This window comes from Enterobacter sp. CRENT-193 (genome assembly GCF_002787395.1).
Lineage (GTDB): Bacteria > Pseudomonadota > Gammaproteobacteria > Enterobacterales > Enterobacteriaceae > Enterobacter > Enterobacter hormaechei_C.
Genome location: NZ_CP024813.1, coordinates 58143 through 76158, shown reverse-complemented (window position 1 = coordinate 76158; position 18016 = coordinate 58143). Strand labels below are relative to the sequence as shown.

17 protein-coding genes are annotated in these 18016 nt (G+C 39.0%); 1 reads left to right on the top strand and 16 read right to left on the bottom strand.

What is annotated here, in order from left to right; all coding sequences use genetic code 11:
* Nucleotides 1-208: 208 nt before the first annotated feature.
* The 16 genes from CU081_RS24395 to trhI all read right to left on the bottom strand — a co-directional run bounded on the left by CU081_RS24395 (nucleotide 209) and on the right by trhI (nucleotide 16944).
* Nucleotides 209-1165: a hypothetical protein gene (locus CU081_RS24395; protein WP_000149830.1), complete on the bottom strand. Its 957-nt coding sequence runs from the start codon at nucleotides 1163-1165 to the stop codon at nucleotides 209-211.
* A 489-nt stretch (nucleotides 1166-1654) separates the two neighbouring features.
* Nucleotides 1655-2275 (bottom strand): hypothetical protein, encoded by a 621-nt coding sequence (locus CU081_RS24390; protein WP_031942301.1) that lies wholly within the window; start codon nucleotides 2273-2275, stop codon nucleotides 1655-1657.
* A 66-nt stretch (nucleotides 2276-2341) separates the two neighbouring features.
* Nucleotides 2342-3262, bottom strand: coding sequence for a hypothetical protein (locus tag CU081_RS24385; protein ID WP_031942300.1), 921 nt, complete (start codon nucleotides 3260-3262; stop codon nucleotides 2342-2344).
* A 68-nt stretch (nucleotides 3263-3330) separates the two neighbouring features.
* Nucleotides 3331-4266 carry a hypothetical protein gene (locus tag CU081_RS24380; RefSeq protein ID WP_000691119.1) on the bottom strand — a complete coding sequence of 312 codons (936 nt, stop codon included), beginning with the start codon at nucleotides 4264-4266 and terminating at the stop codon, nucleotides 3331-3333.
* Between the two features lie 69 nt (nucleotides 4267-4335).
* Entirely contained in the window at nucleotides 4336-5214 is an 879-nt protein-coding gene (locus CU081_RS24375; RefSeq protein ID WP_000762003.1) for a hypothetical protein, read from the bottom strand.
* Between the two features lie 78 nt (nucleotides 5215-5292).
* Complete coding sequence (locus CU081_RS24370; RefSeq protein ID WP_001011130.1) at nucleotides 5293-5814, bottom strand: hypothetical protein; 522 nt, start codon at nucleotides 5812-5814, stop codon at nucleotides 5293-5295.
* Between the two features lie 269 nt (nucleotides 5815-6083).
* A complete protein-coding gene (locus CU081_RS24365) occupies nucleotides 6084-7316 on the bottom strand; it encodes a DUF7146 domain-containing protein (protein WP_000220379.1) in 1233 nt (410 codons plus the stop codon).
* Nucleotides 7317-7429: 113 nt separating this feature from the next.
* A complete protein-coding gene (locus CU081_RS24360; RefSeq protein WP_000192120.1) occupies nucleotides 7430-7651 on the bottom strand; it encodes a hypothetical protein in 222 nt (73 codons plus the stop codon).
* Nucleotides 7652-7723: 72 nt separating this feature from the next.
* Nucleotides 7724-9730, bottom strand: coding sequence for a VWA domain-containing protein (locus CU081_RS24355; RefSeq protein WP_000762700.1), 2007 nt, complete (start codon nucleotides 9728-9730; stop codon nucleotides 7724-7726).
* Between the two features lie 77 nt (nucleotides 9731-9807).
* A complete protein-coding gene (locus CU081_RS24350; protein ID WP_000174396.1) occupies nucleotides 9808-10935 on the bottom strand; it encodes a DUF3150 domain-containing protein in 1128 nt (375 codons plus the stop codon).
* Nucleotides 10936-10998: 63 nt separating this feature from the next.
* Complete coding sequence (locus CU081_RS26355) at nucleotides 10999-11172, bottom strand: hypothetical protein (RefSeq protein WP_031942299.1); 174 nt, start codon at nucleotides 11170-11172, stop codon at nucleotides 10999-11001.
* 131 nt (nucleotides 11173-11303) lie between these two features.
* The gene (locus CU081_RS24345; protein WP_031942298.1) at nucleotides 11304-12362 is read right to left on the bottom strand and encodes an ATP-binding protein; all 1059 of its coding nucleotides are present in this window, start codon (nucleotides 12360-12362) and stop codon (nucleotides 11304-11306) included.
* A 57-nt stretch (nucleotides 12363-12419) separates the two neighbouring features.
* Nucleotides 12420-13397: a hypothetical protein gene (locus CU081_RS24340; protein WP_000810361.1), complete on the bottom strand. Its 978-nt coding sequence runs from the start codon at nucleotides 13395-13397 to the stop codon at nucleotides 12420-12422.
* Between the two features lie 60 nt (nucleotides 13398-13457).
* Entirely contained in the window at nucleotides 13458-13835 is a 378-nt protein-coding gene (locus CU081_RS24335) for a hypothetical protein (RefSeq protein WP_000120822.1), read from the bottom strand.
* A gap of 57 nt (nucleotides 13836-13892) precedes the next feature.
* On the bottom strand, nucleotides 13893-14765 hold the full coding sequence (locus CU081_RS24330) for a hypothetical protein (protein ID WP_000041927.1): 873 nt from the start codon (nucleotides 14763-14765) through the stop codon (nucleotides 13893-13895).
* Nucleotides 14766-15159: 394 nt separating this feature from the next.
* Nucleotides 15160-16944 carry an IncHI-type conjugal transfer helicase TrhI gene (trhI, locus tag CU081_RS24325; RefSeq protein ID WP_000517885.1) on the bottom strand — a complete coding sequence of 595 codons (1785 nt, stop codon included), beginning with the start codon at nucleotides 16942-16944 and terminating at the stop codon, nucleotides 15160-15162.
* Between the two features lie 179 nt (nucleotides 16945-17123).
* Here trhI and CU081_RS24320 point away from each other — a divergent pair, with 179 nt between their 5' ends.
* Nucleotides 17124-17996: a hypothetical protein gene (locus tag CU081_RS24320; RefSeq protein ID WP_000771834.1), complete on the top strand. Its 873-nt coding sequence runs from the start codon at nucleotides 17124-17126 to the stop codon at nucleotides 17994-17996.
* The last annotated feature ends 20 nt before the right edge of the window (nucleotides 17997-18016 follow it).

The window sequence follows — 18016 nt, the reverse complement described above, 5'->3', positions numbered from 1 at the left end:
AATAGCACTTTTTTGAGTTTAAAGAGTATGTTCATACCAGAGCATTAGAGGCTACGAAAAGGATAATGGAATTAGAAAGATAGATTTTAAGTGGTGATGTAAGGTGGGATAGGTAGAAGAGGAGTAGACGCTTGTAAGCGAGGCAAAAAAAAGGCACGGAAACCGTGCCATAAGAGTATGTGAGAAAAAATCAAAATCAGGGAAAGAATCAAGCAGCTTGTGAAACTGAATCTCCAACTGCAAGATTTAAATTTCTTAGGTTATCGAAAACTTCAGATACTAAGTCATTACGGTCGTGGATTTTAATCCGCCCACCGGTTAACTCTGAAACATAAACGGTATGGCAGAGGTCAGTAACCACTTCGCCGTATTCATCAACGACTTCCAAAGATGCAATCATCGGAATATAAGAAGCCGCAGCATAGCTCTCATAAATACTTATTATGGAGTCATTGTTGCGTCGAGAAATTACCCTACCAGAAGGTAAAGCCTCATCTTCCATATAGCAATCAGATAGGTCCTCACAGAAGTCATTTTCTTTAAGTGAAATATTAAGGGTCAATTCACTGTTGATAGAGCGTGAATAAGAATATTCACTCAGTTTATAGCAAGCCAAACTTATATCACTAAAAGTTTCATAAGCTTTATAGAGGCTCGATGTTATAGACTCAGATACAAATGTTATTAGTCCAATAAAATGAGTATCCCAGAACTGTTGCAAAGCAAAACGGGCAATCATAACCTGACCATCAACCTGCATCAGTCTGTTATATTCATCCCGGTCATAACCTTTCGACTGAGAAACATCATTAGACATGCTAAGAACTTCACTACAAACATCATCATATTCAAAACGGCTAGTTGCAAAGTGTTTTCCTGAAATCTCAAGGTACTGACCAGAGACTGCGTCAAACACCTCAAGAAAGTAACAGAGTCGAGATTTTAAAGATTCTCTGTTTAAAGCTTCTATTTCATTCTCAGAGATACTATCGACATATAAATCAACAGCATTCTTGAGTTCAATAGCTTTGATATTACAGGTAAAAGAAAGCTCGTCACTTTGACAATGGCAAACACTTAATACTATATCCGCCTCATCAAAATCTATGCCAAGATAGCTCAGAACTGCTCGGACATAGTTTTTATCATCAGATGAATGTGTCATATACACTACCTCAAATTTGAGAGGAAGTGCCCCAGAAGGGAAGCGACTTCCCCACTGGGTTAGATAAAAGTTTGGTTAAGCTAAAAGAAGATGCCAGCGACAGATTTTACATTGTCATAGACAAGTGTCTTCAGCCAACCAAAGTTACTTTTTTGGACTGAAGCAAAAGGATCATTGAGACGCGTTACGAAAATCGTCAAAAGCTTCAGTTATTAGTAATGTGCGATCAGTTACTCTGTATCGGTCATTACTTTCGAGAGATACGTAAGTTGAATGCGAAGAATCACAGACAACACGCCCTCTTTTATTGATCAATCTTACTTCCATCATCACCGGCACATTGATAATTGAAGCAACATCGGTATAGAGGGATATGAGGGCATCATTGTCACAATATAACGCCCCGTTCCCATCAAATGTATCGTTAAACTTAATATATATATCTGGCATATTTGCCGGATAATCATCAGTATTGAAATCAATGCATAACTATAAGTCATCATTAATACGGCGATTAATCTTATGCTGCCCAACACGTACAAAGCCATGTTCAACAGCTTTGATAATCCTTAAAGTTTCATTAAGACAATCTGTAATTCTTTTCTCGACAAATGAGATAAAGTCACCAAAGTCGGAATGAAAAAACTGTTTAAGTGCAAATTTCGCAACTAACACTTTCCCATCCACCTTCATTTTATCGAGATAAAGATTTCTTATAGCATCAGTAGAAGAATTAGCTTTAGATAACTCTTCACAGTCATTAATAATCATTGAAACAATATCAATAACTTTAACTGGGCTTAAAGTATTACTATATCCGCGAATATCAAACGTAAAAAATCCGAAATTCTTAAATACTCCAAGAAAATAAATTATTTTTTGTTTCAAAAGAATAGAATCGGAGTAAGATGCGTTGTGCTTTATTAGTTCAGATATGTAGAGATCCAACATACAATTTAAATTATCGATATCTACATCGTAATCAAAGGTTACTTTGTCGAACGAAGTATCAGATAATTGAACGGTTATATCGTCAGCGGGAACATTAAGGCCTAAATTTTGATAAAGAAAGGCACTAACAAATTCCACGTGGTCAGATTCTTTAAACATTTACACTACCTCATGACTAAAAAGGAAGTGCTTCCCACCGGGAAGCAAGTTCCCGGATGGGTTAGATTAATTATAAAAGAGTTCTTCAGAAGGTACATGCATTTCTGGTTTGAACTGTTTTAAGGAGTTGTTTATAGCTTTTCGATATAACCCTGAAGAGTGTGGCTTAAACATTTGATATTCCGTAACGAGCAGAGGAGACGTAAAGCATCCTAAGTTCACTAGTGAAATATTTGATGTTTCTTCACAAACATCTAATTCAGCGTATATCCGCCTCTTCATTACCCTGCCTGCTAAATAGCGACGAACATGATTTATAAACTTGTCCGCATCTGATATAGAATTAACTATATAATCAGATGTGACTATCTGATTAGATACAGTTTCAGGTATAGCTTCGGCTATTATTTTTACGTTCATTTCATAATCAACACTATGGAAGCAAGCAAGAATTTGTGGCTTCGCGCTTTCTAAAATCTTTTCAAGAACAGAAAAAATCAGAGAGAACTCGTTTAAAATTCGCTTTTGTATAAGTCCATGTAGATGTTTTATGAAAGGAGAACCGTGTTCAACAAGGCCTAGTATAAGATCCTTAGAGGCCAAATCTGAGCGGTAATAAACGTATTCTAGATTATCCCGGTTAAATCCTTTGATAAGCAAATCAGGCTTCTCTGAGACCAGTCGTAAATGAGTTGAAGCTATAGAAACTTCAAAACGAAAGTTCGCGAGATTTACAGGGCCTGCTTTTAATGTAGCCGCTTCGGAAAAATAAATGAAAAGAGGATGCAAATCATCGTTACCACAGTAAAGATGGTCTGCGCCCTTAAGATATTTCACCAAATGAGGTAGAAAAGATATTACTGGAATATCAGCCACAAATCGAATATGCCGAAATGGTTTTGAATCCAAATATATATTTTCCACTACAGCGCCAACAAAACCCATTTTAACAAGAATAGATTCAACTAACTTTTGTATCGCATTCATTTAAATACCCTCTTAATAGAGGGATTTCTCCCAAAGGGAGAAATCCCTATGGGAGAAAATAATTTTAATTAATAATTGTAGCGAAGCGCATGTTCTTTTTCACTAAGATGGTTTTCATATTCCGACTTACCAGAACTTAAACACTCTTTGAAAAAGACCTTTGAAAAATTCTTCAAGTCACTTCGGTTGTTAATTTCTTTGTCAGACATCAACTTAGCTGAGTGTGAGGTATCCACAGGCCCCAACCACCATTCATATTTAATATAAACACAATTGGTTTTTGTATGTCCATTTAGAAATCGTTTTGCATTTCTAAGTATTTTTCTACAACCGTTAAGGTCTGAAAGTAAGATATCTGGAGCAATGAGCTCTTCCAGAATATGACCAGGTAAGCCTTTCCTAAAAAGCTCAACATCGTAACTACAATACCAGTCACGATAATTAAAAGCTTTAATAAGTCTTTCAGGTGTATCCAAAGATATCTTATTCAGGATTTTTAATGCAAAGCATACAGCATCTTTTAACAACTCGTGCACCTCAACATTGATAAATGAGAAAAACGAGCTTAATTCTTTCTCTAAGGAATTATACAACTTACCGTAAATATCCTGAGAAAAAAGATACTGCAATCTTTCTTTATTATAAGTGCAATTCGAAATTGAATAGACTTCTCCTCTTTCGATTTTGCACCCTTCCCTTAAAACTATAGGAAACCTCAAATGGTTAACAATGAAAGAATGATTCTTTCTTTGCTTCAAAGCATCTAATTGAAATTTCGTAATTTCCTCCAGATTTGCATCTTCAAAACCTGGAAAGGGAATATCACAGAAACAAGAACTATATGCTTTTGCTGATTCATACATAAACTCCAGTGAAACATCAGCATCAAAAGACATACCAGAGAACATGCCCTGCCCATTGTCTAAAAATGTAATGTTTTTAACCTGTATTTTTTTATGTTGAACAACCAAAAAGGCATTAATGATTTTTTCGATAATTTTCATGTGATCCTCTCTCAATAAAAAAGGGATCACTCCCATATGGGGTGTGATCCCCACATGGGTATAATTTAATTAAAAATCTGTAAGACCTAAATCTTTATTTCTACCACAAACTGTAGAAGATATAAGACGTTTTACTCGCTTTCGAGCACTTCGGCCTGACGTATCTTTCAAGTACATCGGTAATGACAATGATGAGATTTGATTACTTCGCTTATGATGGCAGACTATATAGCCCTGCCTCCACCCCGAACGCACAAACTCACGGATGCGGTTAATATATGCCGAAGCTTGAGATTTTGTACTTATCGATTCAGAACACTTTAAGTTCTGTTCGATAGAGTAAAGCTCAGCCGCCATTAATTTCACCTCATACAGGTCATCCCCATAACTTATAGTTTTCAACAGCTCTTCCTTTTCCCGAATGAAAAATACTTGCTGCATTCCAAGGATCAGGTCATAGGCCTCTCGAAAGAGGTCGATAAGCTTATTACGAACATAAATCATAAACTCCTCAAAGTGCTGAAGCCAGAAATAAGCCGCATTACTTATTTGTGAATTGTGAGAACAAACAAGCCCTTTAGCAAGCTCGACCTCTTCCTCCCGAAAAGTAAAGTTACTTTTCTTAAACCGACTTTGTTCAAAAATGCTTTGATGCATTTCTATCCATACAGAAACAAAACCGAGGGATTCAAATTCTTCGTTTAACAAATGTAAACTTTCGAAGATTTTCTGAATTTCGATCCCGATGTCATATGACAGTGGACATTCTTTTATAGAATAAACATAACCGGGTAGGAAGTGAGATAAATGCTCAGTTCGCAAATATAAACTGAATTTAAGTTCTGTCAGTGGTTGTTTCAAAGATAATTTAGATGATTCGCTTATATTTACTGGTTCAACACCATTTCTAATCAAAATAGCTTTTACCAGGTCCGTAGCTAACTTCATACAGCCTCCAGTCGTTATTGAGGCCTCCCTGATGCAGGTTGGCCATCAGGGAAAATATGTAAATCAATTAGCAACCAATCAGACCGTTGCCATTACATTGTCAATGTATCTGACAAGGGATGGGCGGTCGTCCTGTAAGGCAAAACGGCGAAGGTCATCAAGATTATACGCAGGAAGATAATCAGCGTAACCTCGAATACGAAGGTCCTCAACCACAACTTTTATATACTCAAATCGTCCAAGATTTCCTTTTAATGGGGGTTTTCCTGGACTAGACAGCATATCGTCTGCTTGCTCCCATGTGATTTCTTTAGCTTCACCACTATGTAGATCAAGATGGACATATATGAATGACTTATAATCTCCACGGCAACGAAGATAATATTTCGGATAGAAATATTTGTCACAACGCAACAAACACGTTCCTGAAGGACGAACTACGTACAACAGGTTTCTGTCATTTTCTAATATGCCATGTTTCAAAATCGTTATATCTATCTCATTATCATGCAGCAAATAGCATGACGATGGTTCATTGACGATGCGCGATTTTATAACAGCAGCAAATTTATTAAAAACTTCGTTAGTTTGAAAATTCATTAAAATGCTCTCCGATGTAAAACGACGAGCATCACCATAACGGTAATACTCCCGTTATGGGTTTTAATAGTTTATGGAATAACCATGTCATACAACCGACCATAGCCAGTAGTACCGCACATTTATTTAACTGAGCAAGCATCTCAGCCGTGAAAAGACCTTAAAGGCAGGTAATTATCACGAAGGAAAGCGGTTATCTTATCAATACAATTTAAAAAATAATATTGATAAGATAACCCCCCCCGCAAAATGCGGGGGAGTTATCGTTGTTACAGCTGATTAAGACATTCAGGAGCCCAGTGAATCGGGAATCCATCCTGCCCTGTTAACTGGAGAACATCGTTCCAGTCGATACCCTTTTTCCCATCAGGAATATCTTGTGCTGGTTCGAAGACTTCAATTGTCAGCTTTGATGCGGGATATCGTTTAGCCAAAAACTCAACCATGCGGCTTTGAAGTCGCTGAGCAGCTTCGATACCGGCACGAGTGCCTTGTGAGTTAGCAATATCCTTATCCGCCCAGATATAAAAGTTTATATATTTTACATCCGGCGGAGGCAGTAAAAAATCAGGAACAGTAACGTTTTCAAGGCACCATGCGGAGCTGGCTGCCCAGCATGGTGTTGAAGTCGCTTCTACAACAGAAAGCGCATTCTCGATCCCTTCAGCCACTCCCAGTGTCCAGGTCGAACTACCTGAATCATAGTGAGGGTCAAACAACTGAATTGAGCCACCTGTCATATCGGCAGGAGGCTTCATCATCAGCTTTGGATTTTCTACAGGTGCCTTATCACCGTTTTTGTCTACGTATGTTCTATGGATAGTCAGAGGCCGACCTCGGGTGTCACGATAGATTGCAATCATTCCCGGATAGATAATCGATTTCTGCTTATCTTTATCCCAATAGTAGATCCGGTTATTAAAGCCTAAATCCTTTGGTAAGTGACTCAGTAAGCGGGAGATCCCACGATTACGGAGGTACAAAGCAACAGGAGTATTAGGCTTTATTTCACCGGTATAGTGATACATCACATCAAGTTTTCGCATTCGCTTTGCCACTTCCTCTCGGTCAAGAGTTTCTGTGGCACGAACTGCTGATTTATAGCGTCGTTCATTTTCAATGTCGGCGTCAGTTAACGGAGCATGCAGATCCATCCCGAAAAAATCTGAGAGAATCTTTTTGCAAGTCTGCGTTTTACTTAATTCATAATATTTCGCCAGAACATCAATTCCGTCGCAAAACTCATTTACCGGAAAGTCATTATGGATCGCACATCCGGTATAAAGGTCTTTTTGCCGGAAACGAAACTTCGATTTCCCTGCGCCAGTAAACGGGCAAGGAACCTGGCTCGGGGCTTTTGCACAAGCGTCTTTGAAAGCAGGTATTCTTTCGAATATATACTTCCAGCCAGACACTTCAGCAATTCGAGCATGAACGAGTTTAATAAAGTGTTCAGATACTTCCTGTGGTTTACGACGAAGAGCCGGGGATGCATAAGTCATGATGATCTCTCTTATCTGGCATTGTGAGTTTCTCAATGCCTTCTGCGGTGCAGAAGACAGGGAGAAACCCACAACGCAGAATTTAAGAAAGAGGGCCCGGGGGCCCTCAACATTTATGCTTCAGTCGTGAAGCCATTATTCTCAAGACGCTGTATGTAGTTATCTACAAGTAACGCAGCCTGCTGGCTATTACCCTCCGCTATAGTGACTTCGCGGAAGATTCTTTCCTGAGGGCTATCATTGCTTATAACTTCACCAACACGTCCGAAAATACGGACTTTATGCATCGCACCGACTTTTTCATGTTCTACACGGTAAGTTTTTATCTGAGTCATATTTTGCTCCTTATTCCTTCATGGAGCAAAAAGACCCACCGGGGCCTTTTTGCCCCGATTGGGTAGAGTTTATTAAGAAAGTATTTGATGAACTAGCTTACTGACTTCAATAGACAATAAAGAAGTATCATCAACTGTTACGAAAGTGTCCGTTTCAAAACCAATTATTTCATCAGTCTTAATACCAACACCAACGATTTCTATTCCATTACATTTAGCCTTTTCCATAACTTCGACGATAGTAAATTCCGATTTATTCGGATAACCATCAGTTATAAGAAAAATTATTTTCCTATCGAATTGGCTGTCAAGTAACAGATCAACAGCTGCCATTAAAGCAGATCCCGTAGGGGTATAATAACCCTTACATCCAAGAGTGAATTTCGATAGAGATTCCTCAACGCTTTGATCAAACGTTTTGATAATCTCAAATTCACTTTCCTTGAAGGGAAAAACTATATTGGAGACATGCATTTTTGACAAACTTTCAGCGGCCATCGATAAAGCAAGATCTGACTTAATGGCATGAATATATCTTTCATCATTAGCCATTGACGCTGAAATATCACGAACTAATACGAGGCCAACATGCCCTCTATTTTTAGATTCGCTTTGAGCTCTGAAGACATCACGAACTCCCATTTGTGACAGAATTAATCGATTTCCATCGAAGGTAATTCCACGCTCATGAGTTTTGTTTCGGCCACGCATTTTAACCTGCTGTAAAACAGACAAGTCGCTACCGATTGAATGACTCAGAGACAAAGCCTCATTGTAAACATTCAAATCGATAAGGAGATCAGGGATATCCCATTCAGAAGCACCGAATTCGGCTTTCACGTCATCGGATACTTTTGATGCAATACCTTCAATCTCTTTAGCCAAAGCATCGTGATAATCTTCGCTATCCTCATCACTGCTAAGAAAGGCATCCAACAAATCTGCCAGTATCTCCCATTGAGCCGATGAAAAGTTACTTTCATCTTCAACGTTAGTCGAACTGGCTTCATCTGATTCACTCTCGGAAGGGTTAATCGCATCAGTATCGTCTTCAATAATGTTATCACCCGTGGGATTGCCACCGGTGGGTTCATTATTTCCCTCGTTATCTTCAGCAAGTTCTGAAGGCTCAGAACATCCCTCTTGAGCAAGATCAGCGTTATCGGAAGTATCTGCCTGACCTTCACTATCGTCCTCAGAATCATCCTCACGACTATCAGTCGACGTAAGCGATTTATCTTCTGATTCGGTATCGGTATCGGTCTCGGATTCATCATATGCCTCCTGCTCCTCCTGCTCTGTCTGCTGCTGTTGTTCCTTTGCCTCATCCCGCAGTCTCTCTAAAAGAGCCAGGGTCTTACGAGCAAGGGATTCACAGCCCTGAGTATTTTCACAACCAAGAGCATCATGAAAAATTTCCTCAACATCAGAAATTACTGGAGAAAGTATCTTTTGGGCATAGTCAAAAAACGGATCGAGGGTTTCTTTGTGACCTACCTGCTGAAGGACTTTTACTCGCAATGAGTTAAGCAGATACCACTCAATAAATAGGACAGGATTTTCCGGACGAGAAGATATATCAGGAGTCATCCTTCCGGCTTTAACCATCAGTGCGTAAGTGGCTGCAAGCCGCCGCTTTGCATCCGGATAATCGTTACCAACCTTCTCTTCCATCTGTACATCATCGAACAGATTTATAAGCCCGGTAAGACGTTTTGCCCTGCTATAAGCTTTACGTTTCTCAGCGAGGCTCTCAAACTCTGCATTCATTCCGTCATCGAAGCGTGTAAACCCTTCAGATGACATGAGAACACTATTAAAGGCGTCACTGTAAACCTCACTGACGGTATAGCGACCATGACCAGCTTCATGACAGGTAAAACCTTCAATCAGACTGACAAAGTCATCATCGCTATAATCGCCGTTTGGTAAAACACAAACTTTATTGACAGGATCAAAATACGGTCCTTTGGTATTGTCGTCTATTACAACTCTTACATCGCCTAAGCCGCTAATGACTTTTGCTATATTCTGTAAACGCTTAATATGGCGCGGCGATGATTTAAGATCTAATTTCATAGAATACCTCTTTATAAAAAAGGGGTACTCACCCAGATGGTGAAGTACCCATCTGGGGTTTTTAATAAAGCAAACAGTTACCAGCCTTTGAGCTCGATATCAAAACCATTTTCAGCATTGTCTTCCTGTTGCGAAACTGATTTCTCAGGTTCAGCTACAGAATCAGTGTTTGAAAACGTGCTGTTTTTTATATCGTTCTCTACGACAGGTTCAACCTGAAACACATTTGTTGAATCTAAAATAGCTTCAATACCTGTGTTCTGTAGCGCGTTCGGTTCTGTTTGTGAGCTTTGATTAAATGATCTGGTAATAGATTCCAACCAGTCAGTAACCTTTTGCTCTCCTGAAATAATACGCTTTAACATTGAAGCATCACTCATGAAATAAAACCACTGCTGTAACACCGCAACGTCGCGAGGTTCAGAAATGGCACCTTTAGGTAAATTATTCATTATGTGTTTTATAGCTTCTGCAAGTACTGCCGCCTCTTTATGTATAAACATGAAGCTAATGATCTTATTTTGCATTTGCTTCAGTCGGTCAATAGTACTTGAGCGCAAATTATTATTTTTACTAATTTTTTCATAAACCCTCATTGCTTCTTCTGCCAGATCTGTTATCAATTGTTCCTGATAGTAGTCCTGGGTTTCATCACCTTCAACGCTAATAGGCGTAAAAGGAATAAAGTGAGCAATATTAAATCTAAAGGATTTTATGAAATCATCTTTAGTTAATTTCAACTGATCAATCAAAGAAGACATTCTTGGGCTTCTATTTTTTTCAGCCTCAATATGCATCTCATAATTGTCTACAACGTTTTGAATACCTGCCTGAAACTCTCGTTCAATCTCTTGGGCCCCTTCCAGAAACTCTTCCATACTGGAAACTGGTAAAATCCACATATTGCTATAGCGGATGCACAAGCGTGAGCAAAGGGTTGATATTCTGCTGGTAATCGTACTTTTGAAGCTAAGGGCTTTTATGTCAATCCAACGTACTTCGCTTTTAGATACGCTTTTTTGATCCGTAATATCATCTCCATCATAAGACAAATCGATTTTATCGGTTCGACGCGATCCTTGACAGCCACTTATTTCAATTTTTGTTATAACTGCACCTTCCAGTAAATCTGGATATGATTTTGCAAAATTCTCAGAGATTTGTTTTGCAGATACTTTGTTAAGCATTGAAGTATTTAAAGTCATGGGTTTCTCCAAAAAAAAGGGGAAACCCTCCCCAACGGGAAAGATTTCCCGATAGGGTTGATATTAAAGCTTCTCTGGCGCAATTAAAAGAATACCGGGAAACTCAGCGGCAACATCATCATTGCCCATTGCTCCCTGATACATATAACCTTTTAATTCCATTTCTTTAATTATACCTTCCATATTTATTTTACCATCATGATAAAACAATAAAGAATAGTCGTTATTCAGTTGCATAAGTCCAGTAAAATTAGTTCCGTTTTTTGCTATAGCAATGGTAGCAGCACCATCCGTACTTAAAAACGCACTAAATTCAAGATGGGATAACTCTGAGATACAAATATCAGAGGTTTCATAACAAATCCCATCTAACTCGACTTTTTTGCTGTGAAATACTCCAGCGATTTATCCTTGTCTTCGCCAAGAGAAAGATCTATAGCTTGAAGAACAAGATCGACCACATGTAAAGGTAAAGCAGAAGCAAAAGCTATTTTGAAAGTGTCAAGAAGACTAAAGGTTTTTAACGTCATCGACGTGCCAACCCAAGCTACTAATTGACGAATATCCATCACACTGTCTTCTGTACCAGAGTCATTTACTGCAATCGCTACTCTTACGAACTTCTCAATGACCTGAAAAGGCAAAGAGCTATATCGTTTAGTAAGCACATTGGTTAAAGCAACTTTGTCGGGCTTCACCATTTCAACTATCAAGAACCGCTTTATAAAAGCTGCATCTTGACGTTGAGAAGAAACGAACCGGCGAGCGCCTCCACTCATGTTTGTGTTTGCAGTACCAATAAATCGCGTGTAGCCATTAGCAGTTATAACCTCACCACCATTAGCACTGAGTGACCAGGGCTTACGTTCAATGGGCATGTGAAGTTTTGCTGCCGTATCAGGATCGATTTTGTCCACTTCATCCAGAAGAATGAGGTGACCATTACGAAATCCCGTTACCAAATCGCTGTGTACAAAACCTGTATTACCACCATTAAGACTGCGCTCACCTTCAAGCTCATCAACTCGAATATTGCTGTTGATCTGCTTAATTGTCAGCGGCCAATTCATCATGTGGCTAATGTACATTACCATTTCAGTCTTGCCAGAACCGGACTCACCTTTAAGACACACACTTAAATCTATATCCGGACTGATAAGCAGTTTAACCACTTGTTCAAGTATTCGGGGATTTGGTATGTAGTCTTTGTTCAGCGGAGCTCGATACGAGGTTTTAGTTTTGAAAACAGGCACAGCCATCTTTGGATCCATTTCTGGAATACCAAAAAGGTCCTTTGCTAGAACTAAAAGATACTCACCTTTATCCACATAATGTTTTAACTTTATAACATCCGGGGAAAGAAGAGCTTCTAATTTTTCATAAGCATCAGAAGATGTTTCATTTAACTTCATAGCGGCATTAGACATTTTTAACTCCGGTAAAATGCAAACACCGCCCTCTGGCAGATGTTTGCCAGTGGCATTTTATTTGAGATTCATTTGGCAAATAGTTGCCATCAGTTTCCTGATTTGAGGCACATTATAACCAAGATGATTTCCCACTATTTCAAAAGCTTCAGACATGATCCATTCAAAATGATTTTCGAATATTGGATTTATTTCTAACTTGCCAAAAGCGTTTCGTTTAGTTAACAGATCACATGAAACAAGCTCGTCAAACAACTCTAATGTGGATTTAAAAGCTTTTATGTAAACATCCATAATTTCCCTGTCAGTCCATTTAACAGCCAGTTTTTTTTCTGACATTAAATAATCCTGATCAAAGAAGATGTCCCAGCCCATATCGTCATTGCAATCATGCAAAATGATTTCATCATCATTCCTGCATTCAGCTAATTTCGTGTTTTCACTAATCGAACGATGCGAATGATAATAGAGCCATGATTTTAATTCCGCTCTAAATTCACATGCATCAAGTCCATGAGATAAACAAGTGTATTCAAATGATTTTGACATATACCACCGTGTTTCAGCTTCTAAAAGTGGATTCACTGTGATATTACCATTGTCATCTTTGAAGAATAACTTTCTCCTCAACACTAGTTCTTTAATGATTTCCAAAGACTCTTCCATAGCGGATAGAAAAACAACATACACATCCTCAGGGGTCCATTCTATTACCAGACCACCCAAATCTGGGTTATATTCTTCAACCGAATATAGATAATCTGTTTCTGCTGCAAAATTAATTGTATGCAAAATCTGATTTTTAAGTAATTTGGATTTTTCATAAAGGTGATTTTCACGCCTTTCAGAATCATAATTTATCTCAGAAATGTTACTTTCATCTGATTTAAAGTTTAATCCGGACGTGTATGCATCATTTAAATGCTCTTTGGGTGAATCAACTATTTGCGTTATTTCATCTTCATCTATATCGAATATAGAAAAAAAACTAAGTTGATTACTACTTATTGCAGTAGCCCTAAATTTTTGTTTCATGGGGACTCCAAAAGGAGAAATCCCATGAAGGGATTTCTCCCCTTTAGGGTGGGTTTAATGTCAGATCTGATTAAAGCTACTTTGTCCAAAACCTTTTAGAGGTTTAGGTATGTGAGCCAACTTACTTGTTGCTACCACTCTCATGTAGTCAAGAGGATGTTCTCTCCCTTCAATCATAATAGTATCGACAACAATATAACCGGAGACCATCAACTCATCACCCTGATTTATACCAGTGAAACAGGTTGAATACATTTCAGGCGACACCTTGATTTGAACTGAAAATTCTCTCTCAGTGATTTCACCATCAACTTCTGTCTTCATCCTATTTTTGAGCTTTATTAACAAACCTATACTCTGGTCAGTCATTTTTTTCTCCACAGCACTGATAACTATCCCGGACACTTTTACTTCATTGATATATTCAAGATATGACATTTTCCGCTCCTCGATTTGTTCAAAGAGAAGCCCCGTTAGGGTTCCCCCTTAACAGGATTAAATAAATTTATTAGTTACATACATGAACGTGCAGACTACCAAACAGGCAATTCCGGCAATATGTAACCAATTTCTTGTTGGTTTAGTTGGTGCAATCGCTAAAGAGTTCTCCAACTTCTCTGTTACAAGACGTCGATTCTCTGCTTTAGCCGCATCATCTAAATATTGAGTTTCACGCTTAGCGAGAGTCTCAATTTTCGATTTTATTGCATGGTCCCATCCTTTAGTTTCAAAAACGCTTAACTCACTAAAGGTGTGCGTCATGAGATCTTCTGGGAAACCCAGTTTTTTCATTAACGGACGAATGGTATCATACATTTTTTCTACATTTTCGTAGTGGGCCTTTACTGCGACATCAAAACGCTTACGTAAAGTTAATTTTTCACGTTTGCAAATGATGTCCGAAACCCAATTTATTAACTGCTCATTTTTGAGTTCACTGGCTTTTTCAAGTGAGTAATCCAGATTATCCACGTCAAGAAATGAATTTAATCCGTATTTTTCAAACTCCTCAACAAGATATTTATCCAGTTCAGTTAAGCTTTTAAAAAGTGGTACATCTGGGGAAGCTTTAAGAAGCTTATAAGCTCCTTCGAAATCAATTTTCTTGACCACGAGCTCCACAACATCCACATGATAATAGCTTGAATAAGCAGAAAGCTTTTCGGCCAACAAAGACACAGGCTTAAGAGACTTAAGTTCAATGATATTTGGGCCGTCCTCATTCAAAATAACAATCAGTTCATTATCACGTTCTGTATATTTCATCAGAACTTCTAAGAGCTGTTTGTTTAGCGCCTTATCCATCTCTGGAATAATTTCACTAAAGGTTTGATGAAGGGCTTTACTGCGAGCTTTATTTTTAGACATTTGGGGTCACCTATATATAGTAAGAAGGAAGAAACAAATTTTTGTTTCAACACGAAGGCAAAGCCTGTCATTCATCTCCCGTAAGCTATGAACCGCCTGATTTATACTATCTGGCATTAGAAGTACGCAACAAAAATAGCCCCAGGAGGAGCTAAATTAGTTACGGTTTGGTAAATTCAGATTGCCTTTTGCAGGCATGGGAAGTGCACCAGCGACAAAGGTGACATTTTGCCGGTGGTGTCTTACAGCTTGTTTAAGCTGGCCGCTTTTCACGGCTAAATCAACGCTTAACGCGAAAGTAACTTTAAGCAAAGTTACTCAAATTTGGGAGCTGATATTTAAGCTCATTGTTTTTATACTATAGCTTTAAGCATAAGTAAATGCCCATATCGAATTATTCTGTATAAAGTGGAGAAATTCGAATATTAGCTGCTTCTTTTATCTTTTCTTCACTGCATTCTCTTAAAAAGAAAGAAGGATCACCATACCACATTACAAAAAGTTGCTTTTCTGCACGCGTAAATCCAACATAAAGCAAACGTCTTTCTTCTTCTATTGCCTCCTCCCCAACTGATCTTTTACTTGGTATCTGATCCGCATTACAACTCATTATTATTACTTTATTCCACTCAAGACCCTTTGAACCATGCAAGGTTGATAGGACTACTTTCTCTGGGCTGTATTCCTCGTCCTTCTTCCTAGGGCCTAATGACATTGCAGCAGCACGATTTATCATATTCATCCAACCAGTCTTTTCTGCCCACTGTTTACAAGTGTCTAAAGCAATTTTTGTTAAGGTTGCTGTACCTTTATTACTCCTCATCTTGATTGACGACGATTCCATCCATTTCGTAAGGTTGGCGAAACGTTTTGCTATCTCAACTTTATCAGAACTTTCCTGGGTAAAGCGCACGAAGTTTGAATGTAATGTTTTTGTTTCGAGAGAACTGTCCTCCGGGATGGCAAGGTCGCCAAAAGTAACTTTTCTTCCTCTCATACTCAATGCCACTTCATCCAAAACTGATTCCTGTTCTCCAAACAATGCCAATACTCTCTTCATTAAGCGAGGATCATTTGATTGTCGGAAAAAGGCCATAAGGCTTAACACATCGCTTGTTTCTTTTTCATCCCAGAATGATTTACCTCCGTAACGAATTACTGGCTGTTCGATCAAACTTTCTAGCTCATCCAAGTGAGCATTATTGCGGCTTAGAATTGCCCATCCATGTGGATCCTGATTTATAAGGCTTAAAATACCCTGTATCTGTTCCTCCATATCTACATATGAACGAAAAGTGACCTTTCCCCCTCCCTTTTTTGCCGAGCGTAACTCTTTGGCATAACGGTAAACATTCTTTCCTATCAGTGCTCCGGCCACCTCTAAAATTTCAGGTTCACACCTAAAGCATGTGTTTAAGTAAAATATGTTAGGTCTGAAGTGTTTTTCAAACTGTTGAAATATTTTGACTCCTCCTGAGGATCTGAAGGAGTAGATGGCCTGATCATCGTCTCCAACTATACTCGTATAGACTCCAGCTCTTGTATGCAATGCTATCCATGAGAATTGTATAGAGTCAGTATCCTGAACTTCGTCTACTATCAAATGTGTCAAATCTAACGTGCGCATTTTTCCCGAATGCATTTGACCGACAACAAATTTTGAAAGAGCATTGAGGTCCGCCACATGGTCTTTCTGGCATAACGCCTGATAGGTATTAAACAAATGGATCTGTTGTCTGTTATGCCGAACTGAAATCACATCCGTATCCATTTCTCTGCCGATAGCATCAATAACGAATTCAGCTTCAGCAAACTTCATCGTTACACCGGATTCTTTCAAAGCCCGGTGAATGACAGATCTCTGTGCTGGCCCTATCAACATCTTTCCCGGCCAGCGAATCATGTCCAGTTGCTTCTTAACGAGTCCGTGAAAAGTATCCACCAGCACCCGGTCAAGATCCTTCTTGCTCAATCGCTTTTGTAACTTTGCTGCAAGTGCGTTTGTTGCAGCGCGAGTAAAGGTCACCATCCCGATTCTTGCATATGGATACTTTTTGAGAATCGATATAACCGCTTCTATCATGGTGAACGATTTGCCTGATCCAGGCGCTGCTATCACCATATTGTTTGCGCTAGCATTCTCGATAACAGGTCTTTGCTCTTCTGTTGGCTTACCCATTTCAACCTCATTACTTCGTTTTAATAATTATACATTTTTATAAAAGCGCTTTTCTTGTGTACTGCTGGTTCTACTGGAAATCACTTTTTTTCCTTTTTTATGCAATCAGGTTGTTTGTGAAACGCGTGACTATGGAATAATGGTTCCATCTCCAAAAGACATTACAAAAAGGGCTTTAAATGAAACTTTTACGTTTAGTATCTCTGGTCTCTTCTGTCGTCATTGGTTTTTCCCTATCGGGTTGTGCCGGTGACACCGGCACTACGCCAGGCACCGCTCTGAATGCGTACAGTCACGGCCAGTACTGGCATGCTAATGCAAATGATTCTGTCGCCAAGAATGCCTATTCGTTTGCTGGTTTCGACGTTAATTTTAAGGAGCAAGAGGTTACTCCTGGAGGGGATGCCGACAACTTTCTTTCTAAGTATCTCATCAATAGTTCGATGGGCTACGTAACAGGCGGTCTAAAAGGTTTTGGGATCATGAGCCTCAGCTCTTTGTACAGTTCTTCTGACGCCGAATACATCCAGGTCAATCAATACCTAGTGTTCGTCCCCAATCCAAAAAAATTGCCTTACAATGATGAAAGTTTGGTACGTGAGGGAGCTAAGTATGTTTTTGAGCATACAAAAGCAACTCAGGCCTCATTTGGATACAACCCTGAAAAACAGAAAGCAGCTCTGGCCACATGTAAAATTGATATGGCAGTCGTCAATAAATGGAGTACCTGTGATCTGCCCTCTAAGCCTGATGCTGATGTTTTCCCTACAGATTCAATGTACAGCTTTCAGGCGATTCGCCCCGCAACAGGAACCGAAATTCCTGAGCTAAACCTTCCCGCTGGTGATTACGCTGTAATTCGTTATGTGTTCATCCCATTTAAAGGAAACGAAACAAGCGCTGATTTTTCGGGTATCATTTTCCGTTCTGATAGCCCAAATACAACAACTCCAGGGGGTGTTGCAGCCTCCATCAACGGAAAAGATTATTACCTCTTTACCGGTGAATACGGTAAAAAAGGCTTCCCAGAAAAAACATTGAAAGCCAAGTAATTAAAAAAGGGGCCTAACGG

Bases quoted from the DNA above. Each gene is read 5' to 3' on its own strand.
- CU081_RS24345 (WP_031942298.1), bottom strand. From the start codon at position 12,362: ATGTCTAATGCCGCTATGAAGTTAAATGAAACATCTTCTGATGCTTAT.
- trhI (WP_000517885.1), bottom strand. From the start codon at position 16,944: ATGGGTAAGCCAACAGAAGAGCAAAGACCTGTTATCGAGAATGCTAGC.
- CU081_RS24365 (WP_000220379.1), bottom strand. From the start codon at position 7,316: ATGACTTATGCATCCCCGGCTCTTCGTCGTAAACCACAGGAAGTATCT.
- CU081_RS24395 (WP_000149830.1), bottom strand. From the start codon at position 1,165: ATGACACATTCATCTGATGATAAAAACTATGTCCGAGCAGTTCTGAGC.
- CU081_RS24375 (WP_000762003.1), bottom strand. From the start codon at position 5,214: ATGAAGTTAGCTACGGACCTGGTAAAAGCTATTTTGATTAGAAATGGT.
- CU081_RS24370 (WP_001011130.1), bottom strand. From the start codon at position 5,814: ATGAATTTTCAAACTAACGAAGTTTTTAATAAATTTGCTGCTGTTATA.
- CU081_RS24355 (WP_000762700.1), bottom strand. From the start codon at position 9,730: ATGAAATTAGATCTTAAATCATCGCCGCGCCATATTAAGCGTTTACAG.
- CU081_RS26355 (WP_031942299.1), bottom strand. From the start codon at position 11,172: ATGCAACTGAATAACGACTATTCTTTATTGTTTTATCATGATGGTAAA.
- CU081_RS24380 (WP_000691119.1), bottom strand. From the start codon at position 4,266: ATGAAAATTATCGAAAAAATCATTAATGCCTTTTTGGTTGTTCAACAT.
- CU081_RS24360 (WP_000192120.1), bottom strand. From the start codon at position 7,651: ATGACTCAGATAAAAACTTACCGTGTAGAACATGAAAAAGTCGGTGCG.
- CU081_RS24335 (WP_000120822.1), bottom strand. From the start codon at position 13,835: ATGTCATATCTTGAATATATCAATGAAGTAAAAGTGTCCGGGATAGTT.
- CU081_RS24330 (WP_000041927.1), bottom strand. From the start codon at position 14,765: ATGTCTAAAAATAAAGCTCGCAGTAAAGCCCTTCATCAAACCTTTAGT.
- CU081_RS24350 (WP_000174396.1), bottom strand. From the start codon at position 10,935: ATGACTTTAAATACTTCAATGCTTAACAAAGTATCTGCAAAACAAATC.
- CU081_RS24385 (WP_031942300.1), bottom strand. From the start codon at position 3,262: ATGAATGCGATACAAAAGTTAGTTGAATCTATTCTTGTTAAAATGGGT.
- CU081_RS24390 (WP_031942301.1), bottom strand. From the start codon at position 2,275: ATGTTTAAAGAATCTGACCACGTGGAATTTGTTAGTGCCTTTCTTTAT.
- CU081_RS24340 (WP_000810361.1), bottom strand. From the start codon at position 13,397: ATGAAACAAAAATTTAGGGCTACTGCAATAAGTAGTAATCAACTTAGT.
- CU081_RS24320 (WP_000771834.1), top strand. From the start codon at position 17,124: ATGAAACTTTTACGTTTAGTATCTCTGGTCTCTTCTGTCGTCATTGGT.